The following is a 9,662-nucleotide window of genomic DNA, read 5'->3' on the forward strand; positions in this document are numbered from 1 at the left end:
TACCTTTAAGTCAATGGTTTTAACCCTGTCCACAGTTCTTGGTCTATGCTACAATTATCTTTGTCTATAAAAAAGAGAGCAAGATCTGGTTAGCATAGGAAACGACGGAGGAGGATACGTATGAACCAGACCCCATTTATTGCCGTCGAAGGCCCGATCGGTATTGGAAAGACCTCTCTCTCCCGCGCTATTTCTGATTACTATCAGTTTAAACTTTTTCAAGAAATCGTAGAAGAAAATCCGTTTCTCGGTAAGTTCTACGGCAACATTGAAGAGTGGAGCTTCCAAACCGAGATGTTTTTTCTTAGCCATCGATACAAACAGTTAGAAGAGATGGATAAACACTATCTATCCAAACAACGCCCAGTCATCTCTGATTACCACATTTTTAAAAATAAAATTTTTGCCCAACAGACACTCAGTGACAAGCACTTTTCTAAATATATGAAGATCTACGATATTTTAACCGAGGGCATGCCTGAACCGAATGTGATCATCTATTTGAATGCTAGCCTCGAAACGTTATTAAATCGTATTTCACAGAGAGGTCGTCAAATTGAGAAAGATATTGACCCCTCTTACCTAAAGCGATTATCGTCTGACTATGAACGGTTTATGCAGGAGTTCGAAGCACATCACCCTGATATACCTGTTCTCCGGTTCAATGGCGATGAGATGGACTTCGTTGCAAATGAACAAGATTTGCAGACCATTTTTGAATCCCTCGAATTAACCTTGAAAGAAGGAGACCCTGTATGAATCTAAGAGAAAAATACAACATACCACAGGACGCCGTCATTACGATTGCGGGTACTGTTGGAGTTGGTAAATCTACAATTACTAGTTCACTTGCAAATGCTTTGCAATTTAGAACATCACTCGAAAAAGTTGATAATAACCCGTACCTCGAGAAGTTCTATAATGACTTTTCCCGCTGGAGTTTCCATCTACAGGTTTACTTTTTAGCTGAACGGTTCAAAGAACAGAAGAGAATGTTTGAGTACGGTGGAGGTTTTGTACAGGACCGTTCGATCTATGAAGATACGGGCATCTTTGCAAAAATGCACTATGAAAAAGGAACGATGTCGAGCGTCGATTACGAAACGTATACGAACCTTTTTGAATCCATGGTCATGACGCCATTCTTCCCACATCCTGACTTAATGATCTATCTTGAAGGATCTTTCGAGGATGTTGTCGATCGTATCAAGGAACGCGGACGTCCGATGGAACAGCAAACGCCAACTGCATACTGGGAAGAGATGTATGAACGCTACAACAATTGGATCGATAGCTTCAACGCATGCCCGATCCTTAGACTGAACATCAACGAATATGACCTTGTGAACGACCCGTCTTCAGTAGAACTGATTCTAAAGCGGATCGAACAGAAATTTAACCAAATTCCTTTATTGAGCAGATAATAACGAAGGAGCTATCCGGCGGATAGCTCCTTTTCATATACATAAAATAGAACATAAAAAAACCGCTATCTGCAAGAGACAGCGGTCATATAATCTCCAAATTATATGCGCGTTGGTAGTTCAATTAGTTAATGGCGGAGGAAGAGGGATTCGAACCCCCGCGGGCCGTTAAGCCCCTGTCGGTTTTCAAGACCGATCCCTTCAGCCAGACTTGGGTATTCCTCCGTGTGTGTTGCTTAATAACTCGGTGACACGAATAATATCTTATCACCCGTTCGGTATGAAGTCAACACTTTGAATGAGATTTTTTATTTTTTTATATATAAGGGGGATTTCTCCCCCTCTTTTCCTTTATTTTAAAACTTCACGGCCACCCATATATGGACGTAGCACTTCAGGAACAATGACCGTACCGTCTTCTTGCTGGTAATTTTCTAGAATTGCAGCAACCGTTCTTCCAATCGCTAGACCAGAGCCATTCAACGTGTGAACAAATTCAGGTTTACCGTTCTTTTCTCTACGGAACCTGATCCCTGCACGGCGCGCCTGGAAGTCTTCAAAGTTACTGCAAGAAGAGATTTCTCGGTAAGTTCCATAGCTTGGAATCCATACTTCGATATCGTATTTCTTTGCCGCTGTGAAGCCGAGGTCTGCTGTACACATGCTCATCACACGGTAAGGCAACTCTAGTAACTGAAGGACCTTCTCAGCGTGTCCAGTAAGCTTCTCAAGCTCATCATAAGATTCTTCGGGCTTTACAAAGCGAACAAGCTCAACTTTGTTAAACTGGTGCTGACGAATCAATCCTCGCGTATCACGACCTGCAGATCCTGCTTCAGAACGGAAGCAAGCACTAAATGCAGTGTATGCAAGCGGAAGATCAGCGCTATCAAGAATTTCATCTCGGTGGAAGTTCGTAACAGGTACTTCTGCCGTTGGAATTAAGAAGTAATCTTCTTCACGAATTTTGAAAGCATCTTCTTCAAACTTAGGTAGCTGACCAGTTCCTGTCATGCTTTCGCGATTAACGAGATATGGAGGTAGAATCTCTTCGTATCCATGCTCAGACTCATGAAGATCCATCATGAAGTTAATAAGAGAGCGCTCTAGACGTGCTCCAGCTCCTTTATAAAAAGCAAAACGGCTTCCTGTAACCTTAGATGCGCGTTCAAAGTTAATGATGTTTAAATCAGTCGCAATATCCCAGTGAGGCTTTGCTTCAAAAGAAAAGTCTTTTCTTTCTCCCCATGTACGCACCTCAACATTGTCATCCTCTGTTTCACCTACAGGTACGCTCTCGTGAGGAATATTAGGAATATGTAGGAGGATTTCCTCTAACTCCCCTTCTACACCGCGAAGCTCTTCATCAAGCGTCTTCACTTCGTCCCCAACTTCACGCATTTCTTTGATCAAATGATCAGCATCTTGCTTTTCACGCTTGTATTCTGCGATTTTCTTTGAAACCTCATTACGCTTTCCTTTAAGTTCTTCAGTCTTCGCGATGAGATCTCTTCTTCGCTGATCAAGCTCTTCAAAACGGTCAAGACCAACAAGATCTTCCCCACGCTTTGATAACTTTTCTTTTACTTCATCAAAATTCTTACGTAGAACCTTTAAATCAATCATGCTTTTTCCTCCTTTTTTACGATAAGCGCCTTAGGAATACAAAAAAGCCCCCGTCCCCTTGGAAAGGGACGAGAGCTACCCGCGTTGCCACCCTGATTGCAGACAATTGCCTGCCTCTTAACAGAATAACGGTCTGCTCCGAGAAAGCTTACTAACGTTCAGCTTTCTACTCAGGGATGGATTCACAGGGTTCAACGGTCGATTCTCACCAGCCATCGACTCTCTTAGCATTGAACATCTATTACTATTTCCCGTCAACGTTTTCGTATATCTTGTATCACAAGCAGAGTTTTTATACCCCGCTTCCTAGTACGTAATAATTTACACGAAAATTTACTCGGTTGCAAGCCCTTCTTTTTTGAATTCAAGGACCATGTCGATAAAGAGCTGATGCATGCGATCGTCATCCGTCAATTCTGGATGGTACGCACATGCAAGGAAGCGTCCGTCACGTGCTGCAACCACTTTGTCGTTAAACGTCGCTAGAACTTCGACACCTTCTCCAACTTCTTCGATATAAGGCGCACGAATGAAGACACCAATGAAAGGCTCTTCAAGTCCTGTAACAGATAACGGTGCTTCAAAGCTTTCTCTTTGACGTCCAAACGCGTTACGCTTTGCTTTTACATTCATGACGCCAATATGAGATTCGTCCATCCCCTCAATACGCTCTGCAAGCAGGATGAGGCCAGCACATGTACCAAAGATCGGCTTCTCAGCAGCAAAAGCTTTTAAAGGCTCAAGAAATCCATATTGATTGATCAGGCGGCGCATCGTTGTACTTTCGCCTCCAGGCAGCACAAGACCATCGAGGTCATCAAGCTGCTCGATGCGTTTTACAACAACGATTTCCGCTTCTTTTGTTTGTAATGCTTTCACGTGTTCTCGAATTGCACCTTGCAGTCCGAGGACTCCAACTTTCACCATACTGCTTTCGACTCCTTTAATCTATATCTAAGTAAGACCCCCACCTGGATTGCTCAGATGGGGGTGATTGAATGAATTACCAGCCGCGTTCCTGCATGCGTTCAGTAGGCTGTAGTGAAGAAATCTCAATTCCTGGCATCGCGATACCAAGGTTTTTAGAAATCTTAGCGATCAACTCATAATCTTGATAATGAGTTGTTGCTTCCACGATCGCTTTTGCAAACTTCTCTGGGTTATCAGATTTAAAGATACCAGAACCAACGAATACGCCGTCAGAACCAAGTTCCATCATTAGCGCTGCATCTGCAGGAGTAGCGATACCGCCAGCAGCAAAGTTTACGACTGGAAGACGTCCAAGCTCTTTAATTTGAAGAAGAAGCTCAAATGGCGCTTGAAGGTTTTTCGCTTCAGTCATTAGCTCATCTTCAGACATGCTTGAAATTTTACGGATTTGGGATTGAATAAGACGCTGATGACGCACAGCTTCAACAACGTTACCTGTTCCAGGTTCACCTTTCGTACGAAGCATCGCAGCACCTTCACCTACTCGGCGCAGTGCTTCACCTAGGTTACGAGCACCACAAACGAAAGGAACAGTGTACTTACGCTTATCAAGGTGATATTCTTCATCAACTGGAGTTAGTACTTCACTCTCATCGATGTAGTCAACACCCATTGATTCAAGAACACGAGCTTCAACGATATGACCAATACGGCATTTTGCCATTACTGGGATCGATACTGCGTTTACTACCTCTTCTACGATAGTAGGATCAGCCATACGAGCTACCCCGCCAGCTGCACGAATATCGGATGGAACGCGCTCAAGTGCCATTACAGCGACTGCACCAGCTTCTTCTGCAATCTTTGCTTGCTCTGCGTTCACAACGTCCATGATGACGCCGCCTTTTTGCATTTCAGCCATACCACGTTTTACGCGATCTGTACCTGTTTGTTGATTCATCTATATTCCTCCCATATTTATAATAGATAAGTGATATTTTTTTAAAACCTACATTAAACGTATCTATTGTAACATTTTTTGAAGACTTGTCCTATCGTCTTCGCTTTGATTTCATAAAAGATTTTAAAAATACTCTCCAAATTTGCATTTGAAGAGTATTCTCACCTTATTTCCTGAAAAATATTAGCTGAAAAGTCCTTTTACAGCTCCAGCTGCACTACTCCAGATACTTGAGAAAAAGCCTCCGATCGCTCTCATCGTAAGCGTGAACCAACCAGCTTTCTCAACTGAATCTGTCGTTACAAGTGGTACAGAAGAACTTTGTTCGCCTGTAATGTATCCGAACTCTTCACCAGTAGCTTTTAGCATAACCTGGCCTACTTCCTCACCTTCTTTTAACGGTGCTGTTAATTCACCATCTTCAGTGAGTAATTTATCGTTCAGCTTGTAGCTCGCTTTATAAGCTTCTTCCGTGCCGTTCTGAACGATCGCATTAAACGATGCACCAGCAGCTACTTCTACTTGCTTTTCTTTCCCTTTTACTACAGGAATCGTAGAATCTTTCTCTACTTGATCACCTTTAGTAATGATTGTTTTTGCTTCAAAATTATCGAATCCATAGTTAAGTAGTTTTGATGTTTCTTCAAAACGTGCTTCATAAGAATCTGTCTTCATCACAACTGAAATCAGGCGCATGTCACCTTGCTTTGCAGTACCTGTAAACGCATATCCTGCAAGGTCAGTCGATCCTGTTTTCAAACCATCAATTCCTTTTACAGGATACTTGTTCGAATAAACAAGTGAAGGAAGAAGCCAGTTCCAGTTCTTCATGACGATTTTGTCATCCGTGCCGTCACGGAAATTCTTCACTGGGATGCTTGCCGTATCAAGCACTTCAGGATAGTCCTTAATCAAGTGGTAGGCAAGAAGTGCAGTCGATCGAGCAGACATCATATTTTCTTCGTTTGGTTCACCTGCTGGGTGATTTCCACGAAGGTCTTTGTTATTTAAACCAGAGCTGTTAACGAAACGGTATTCCTTCAAACCCATTTCTTTCGCCTTAGCATTCATCATCTCGACAAACTTCGTCTCAGTCCCCGCAACGTGCTCTGCTAGAGCCATCGTAGCAGCATTTGCTGAATAGATCGCCATTGCTTCATAAAGCTCTTTGACGGAGTATTGAGCATCTGAACGAAGGGGTACATTGGAAAGACTTCTATTTTGAGAAAGAATATGTATATTCTCACTAATGCTTACTTGATCGTCCCAATTGATCTTCTTTTCATGAATTTGTTCAAGTATTAAGTATTCTGTCATCATCTTTGTCATACTTGCAGGCGCGAGCGTTAAGTCTGGATCTTTTTGATAAAGAATCTTACCAGATTCAGCATCTACTAAAATCGCTGCTTTTGCGTTGATATCGGGTGCCTCTGCAGCTTCTGCATGGCTAGTACCGAAAGTTCCTGCTAAAAGTAAAACAAATGCCATGGTCAAAATCATGGCTTTAAAACCAAGGTTTTTCAACCCTTACACCTCCAACTGAGTCTCACATAACCGCTATTTTATCACAACTAAAATTAAAAAAATAGATAGAGGAAAGTCCCCTATCTACTTTTCTAACGTATTTAGTTTAATTTGTCACAGACCTGATAAAACTTCCTTCAAAAGTACTATCAAACGGAATAATTTGGCGCTTCTTTCGTCACTTGAACGTCATGAGGATGACTCTCACGAAGCCCAGCTCCGGTAATTCTGACAAATTGACTTTCTTCTCGTAACGCTTCTAGCGTTCTCGTGCCACAGTAGCCCATACCAGAACGGATACCACCTAAGAGCTGATGAATCGTATCACCTAGCGGCCCTTTGTATGGAACACGGCCTTCGATGCCTTCAGGAACGAGCTTAGACATATTTTCCTGGAAATAACGGTCCTTACTGCCTTTTTCCATCGCCCCGATCGAGCCCATGCCTCTATACACTTTGAACTGACGACCTTGGTAAATTTCACGTTCACCAGGGCTTTCATCTACGCCTGCTAGAAGGCTACCGAGCATAACAGCATGGCCACCAGCTGCGATCGCTTTTACGATGTCACCTGAGAACTTGATACCACCGTCAGCAATAATGCTTACACCGTGTTTCCTTGCTTCTGTTGCACATTCATAAACCGCAGTGACTTGTGGCACACCGACACCAGCGATAACGCGCGTCGTACAGATCGATCCTGGTCCGATTCCGACTTTCACCACATCTGCTCCAGCTTCGATAAGTGCTTTCGTTCCTTCTGCTGTTGCAACGTTCCCCGCAATAATCGAAAGCTCTGGATATTCTTCACGTATTTCACGAACCTTATTAATAATACCAGCAGTATGTCCATGCGCAGAATCAAGAACGATGACATCGACACCAGCTTCAACAAGCTTACTGACACGCATAAGCGCATCAGCTGTATTTCCTACTGCAGCTCCTACAAGTAAACGTCCACGGCTATCTTTCGCTGATTGTGGGAACTGAATGACTTTTTCGATGTCTTTAATTGTAATCAGACCTCTTAGCGTACCATCATCATCCACTAGAGGAAGTTTCTCAATCCGGTGCTGTTGAAGCACACGCTCAGCTTCTTTAAGCGTCGTTCCAACAGGAGCAGTAACAAGGTTTTCTTTTGTCATAACTTCTTTAATTTGAATCGAGTAATCTTCAATAAAACGCAGATCTCTGTTAGTCAGAATTCCAACTAGTTTACGATCATCGTTCACGATTGGAACGCCAGAAATTCTATATTTACCCATGAGGTGTTCTGCATCGAATACTTGATGCTCTGGTGTTAAGAAGAAGGGATCAGTGATAACGCCACTTTCAGAACGCTTCACTCGGTCAACATGTTCAGCTTGTTCTTCAATCGACATGCTCTTATGAATAATACCAAGTCCACCTTGACGAGCCATTGCAATCGCCATAGGAGCTTCTGTCACAGTATCCATGCCTGCACTGATTATTGGGACATTCAGCTTCAAATTCTCTGTTAGCTTTGTTTCTACAGATACTTCTCTTGGAAGCACATCAGAAAAAGCTGGTGTTAATAACACATCATCGAAGGTTAACCCTTCTTTTGCAAATTTTGTTTCCCACATCCCTTTCGTCCTCCTCTATTGGTCGTTTCGAAAAATTTATTAGTAGCTTATCAATTGGTTAAACTAGTGTCAAGAAAGATTGAATAAGTTTGAATTATCAAACAGGGAGGCTGTTTATGAGATACTTGGAACCATACAACACAACATGGCATGCTTTTCACTCATCTACCTATGTTCAACAGTATCTCAATGATTGCTATTCTAAACTAGGGTTTGATGATTCAGAGAGGAAGAGCTATGATAACTGCTACCGCTTTATCTACTTTATGGAATACGGCGATCGTTACTTTAAACACGCCAGTACGGCTGATACAGAGTTAAAACCGATCCTACTTTTTTACGGCATGATTCAGCTTTTAAAAGGGTGTTTACTCACTCTAGACCCGAATTATCCTGGAGATACGCTCGTTTTAGCACATGGCGTCACTTCAAGAAAGCGTAAAAAACGTCAGTACTCTTTCCTGCAGGATGAAGTGAAAGGGCAGAAGAATGGTCTATTCGAATACTTTTCAAGGAAAATGTTTCATGTGAAACAAGTCGAAGGGGAGAAGTATCAAATGAATGATCTTCTTAGCCTCATTCCTGAAATGAATTCGCTATTTGAAGTGCTTTCTAATAAGACACAAAGCTATAAGCTCCACCCTACTTCACCAAACTCTTTCACAGTGTCATCGAGTATTTTAGATACCCTCAATATGACGAGCGATCGATTTGAAAATTATCTTAACCAGCATGCTCCTGTAAAAATAACATCCATCTCTTCTTCTACTCGTGGAGTATTGTCAGTGAAGCTAGATGGGCTATTAGTTAACCTGAGTGGTCGACCGTTATTACATATGGGAGATGACCTCTTCCTCCCTGCTCATCGTGCTCAATATAATGATATTAATGAAGTAATGGTTCACTACCTCTTACTGTATAATCTCAGTATGATCTGTCGGTATGAAACTGAATGGTGGGGGGATTTATTCCATGCAAGAGAGTCAAACGATCTTCCTTATATATTGGAATTCTTAGAAGTAACGTCGAAAAAAGTTCCGAAGATGTTATATGAGTATTTGATGGGACAGGTATGAGGGATTAAGAGGGCTTTGAGAATGGAGAGTTAGGTGCAGTAAAGGTTGATTGGGTCTAGTGGGGGATTGATTAGAGCTTTTATCAGCGATAATTTGGATTTATCGGCGAAATCGAGTGAGATATCAGCGAATTTTTGATTTTATCAGCGAAAAGGGCACTTTTATCGGCGATTTTTTGGTTTTATCAGCGAAGCGTTGTTTGTAACGATTGGTTTGTTAAAAGCATATTTCAGTTAAGACCTTTTGAGGGCGGGATGCTGCGGGATATCCGCGATAATTATGATATATCCGCGCTTTTCAATTTATATCCGCGAAATCTGGCCATTTATCCGCGATTCTGAGAATATATCTGCGAAACCACTTTTTCAAGAACCCTGATAACTCAACCCCACACCCAGACAAAACAAAAAAAGCCAGAGCTCAATGCTCTGACTTCTCACTTGCCTAGCGACGTCCTACTCTTGCAGGGGGAGAGCCCCCAACTACCATCGGCGCGCGAGCTTAACTTCCGTGT

General features: G+C 42.3%; 8 protein-coding genes, 1 tRNA gene and 1 other annotated feature. Of the genes, 3 read left to right on the top strand and 6 right to left on the bottom strand.

What is annotated here, in order from left to right; translation table 11 throughout:
* Positions 1 to 120 precede the first annotated feature (120 nt).
* The gene (locus ACXAHI_RS20880; RefSeq protein ID WP_270182958.1) at positions 121 to 759 is read left to right on the top strand and encodes a deoxynucleoside kinase; all 639 of its coding nucleotides are present in this window, start codon (positions 121 to 123) and stop codon (positions 757 to 759) included.
* A complete protein-coding gene (locus ACXAHI_RS20885) occupies positions 756 to 1,424 on the top strand; it encodes a deoxynucleoside kinase (protein WP_270182959.1) in 669 nt (222 codons plus the stop codon). The genes ACXAHI_RS20880 and ACXAHI_RS20885 overlap by 4 nt, the downstream gene beginning before the upstream one ends.
* A gap of 132 nt (positions 1,425 to 1,556) precedes the next feature.
* Here ACXAHI_RS20885 and ACXAHI_RS20890 read toward each other — a convergent pair.
* The 6 genes from ACXAHI_RS20890 to guaB all read right to left on the bottom strand — a co-directional run bounded on the left by ACXAHI_RS20890 (position 1,557) and on the right by guaB (position 8,072).
* Positions 1,557 to 1,649: transfer RNA gene (locus tag ACXAHI_RS20890), tRNA-Ser, on the bottom strand.
* A gap of 126 nt (positions 1,650 to 1,775) precedes the next feature.
* Positions 1,776 to 3,050, bottom strand: coding sequence for a serine--tRNA ligase (serS, locus tag ACXAHI_RS20895; protein ID WP_270182960.1), 1,275 nt, complete (start codon positions 3,048 to 3,050; stop codon positions 1,776 to 1,778).
* Positions 3,051 to 3,111: 61 nt separating this feature from the next.
* Positions 3,112 to 3,317: a binding site (T-box leader), on the bottom strand.
* A 66-nt stretch (positions 3,318 to 3,383) separates the two neighbouring features.
* The gene (pdxT, locus tag ACXAHI_RS20900) at positions 3,384 to 3,977 is read right to left on the bottom strand and encodes a pyridoxal 5'-phosphate synthase glutaminase subunit PdxT (protein WP_474851001.1); all 594 of its coding nucleotides are present in this window, start codon (positions 3,975 to 3,977) and stop codon (positions 3,384 to 3,386) included.
* Positions 3,978 to 4,053: 76 nt separating this feature from the next.
* The gene (pdxS, locus tag ACXAHI_RS20905) at positions 4,054 to 4,941 is read right to left on the bottom strand and encodes a pyridoxal 5'-phosphate synthase lyase subunit PdxS (protein ID WP_270182962.1); all 888 of its coding nucleotides are present in this window, start codon (positions 4,939 to 4,941) and stop codon (positions 4,054 to 4,056) included.
* Between the two features lie 183 nt (positions 4,942 to 5,124).
* Entirely contained in the window at positions 5,125 to 6,441 is a 1,317-nt protein-coding gene (locus tag ACXAHI_RS20910) for a serine hydrolase (protein WP_474851007.1), read from the bottom strand.
* A 173-nt stretch (positions 6,442 to 6,614) separates the two neighbouring features.
* On the bottom strand, positions 6,615 to 8,072 hold the full coding sequence (gene guaB, locus ACXAHI_RS20915; RefSeq protein ID WP_270182964.1) for an IMP dehydrogenase: 1,458 nt from the start codon (positions 8,070 to 8,072) through the stop codon (positions 6,615 to 6,617).
* A 116-nt stretch (positions 8,073 to 8,188) separates the two neighbouring features.
* Between guaB and ACXAHI_RS20920 the strand changes: the two genes are divergently transcribed.
* A complete protein-coding gene (locus ACXAHI_RS20920; protein WP_474851003.1) occupies positions 8,189 to 9,148 on the top strand; it encodes a YaaC family protein in 960 nt (319 codons plus the stop codon).
* Positions 9,149 to 9,662: the final 514 nt, after the last annotated feature.

The sequence above is a fragment of the Anaerobacillus sp. ABD4_527 genome (genome assembly GCF_056160805.1).